The organism is Komagataeibacter xylinus (assembly GCF_004302915.1).
Taxonomy (GTDB): domain Bacteria; phylum Pseudomonadota; class Alphaproteobacteria; order Acetobacterales; family Acetobacteraceae; genus Komagataeibacter; species Komagataeibacter xylinus_C.
The window spans coordinates 1-1,058 of the sequence record NZ_QQBI01000100.1; the positions used below are offsets into that span (position 1 = coordinate 1).

Genomic DNA, 1,058 nt, shown 5'->3' on the forward strand with positions numbered 1-1,058 from the left:
AGCGTCGATCAGCCGGGACAGGTGCGTCTTGGCTTCATGGATATTAACGGTTCGCATGGGGCACCCCTTTGGCTTAGCCAAATCAACTTAGTTAGGTTAAGCTGAATGAGCAAGAAAACAGCTTTTGTCGATCTCATCAACGATGGTCGTATCATCATGCCCGCCTGCTTGCGGATGGCGGCGACCAACCCAGTGCCCAGATCCCTTCTGGGAAGAGGAACAACCACGATTCCTGGTCGCGACGGATGTTTGAAGACGCTATATGAACCGTGCACGCAATCCAGCTTCCAGCACACGACCTCATCCCTGTTCAGCAGAAACCATATGATGTGGGACATAGCTCTCGCTGAAGGTCTATTGCTGCGACAGCGGTTGCTGTCGAAGCAATATCTGGCAATGGAGACATGATCATGACTGATCTTTCCAATGAACTGGCTGCCAAAAGGGTTGCAATTCGCCAGGCCCGGGCCAGCACGAAACCCGCTGTCCCGGCCGATCAGGTGCTTGTGATCCTGAAAGCCGATCTGGCAAAGGTTCAGGCAGCAATTGACGCCACAACATAACCTGCAAATGCCCCTGGGGAAGGATGGGCCTACGCCAGTCCGAGGAAAAAGGCGAGCACCCGACTGACAGACAGCATGAGGGTATCGCTGGCGATCCCGAAAGCCGGGCCAACCTTTTCGCGGTTGATAGTGGTTGGCTTGTCGATCATGACCTGTGATGGCTTACGTAGCCCATTGTGCTCATCGGGTCGGATTGTCAGGCGAAACAGGGCAGCGTCTACAAGGGCGCTGGAGAGGGGCAGAAGGGTCACGGCAGCTGTCATGTCGAACCGATCAGCCTGCACCACCAATGCAGGCTGGGGTTTGCCGAGATCGCCTTGCAGGGCAACGGTTACAAAGTCGCCTCGCTTCATGCCTCCCAGCCATCCAGATCGGCGGCAGCCGCATCGAGGAAAGAGGCTATATCTGGCTCATGCGCGTCAGCCAGGGCTACCAGCATGGCCTGCCGGCGGCATTCCTCGTCAAACCCCTTTGCCCGTGTATCGGGAACCCAGA

Annotated in this window: 4 protein-coding genes; 1 reads left to right on the forward strand and 3 read right to left on the reverse strand. The window is 56.4% G+C overall.

The genetic code is table 11. The annotated features are described in order from the left end of the window. Positions 1-8: 8 nt before the first annotated feature. Positions 9-338, reverse strand: a complete 330-nt coding sequence (locus DV027_RS17315) for a type II toxin-antitoxin system HicA family toxin (RefSeq protein ID WP_110557453.1) — start codon at positions 336-338, stop codon at positions 9-11. A 72-nt stretch (positions 339-410) separates the two neighbouring features. Here DV027_RS17315 and DV027_RS17710 point away from each other — a divergent pair, with 72 nt between their 5' ends. Further along, complete coding sequence (locus DV027_RS17710; protein WP_165165566.1) at positions 411-563, forward strand: hypothetical protein; 153 nt, start codon at positions 411-413, stop codon at positions 561-563. A 29-nt stretch (positions 564-592) separates the two neighbouring features. Here the strand turns inward: DV027_RS17710 and DV027_RS17320 are convergent, their stop codons facing one another. Both DV027_RS17320 and DV027_RS18015 read right to left on the reverse strand, forming a co-directional pair. After that, positions 593-916 (reverse strand): type II toxin-antitoxin system PemK/MazF family toxin, encoded by a 324-nt coding sequence (locus tag DV027_RS17320; protein WP_130732992.1) that lies wholly within the window; start codon positions 914-916, stop codon positions 593-595. Then, positions 913-1,002, reverse strand: coding sequence for a hypothetical protein (locus DV027_RS18015; protein WP_242622006.1), 90 nt, complete (start codon positions 1,000-1,002; stop codon positions 913-915). Before DV027_RS18015 ends, DV027_RS17320 begins: the two co-directional genes overlap by 4 nt. Between the last annotated feature and the right edge of the window lie 56 nt (positions 1,003-1,058).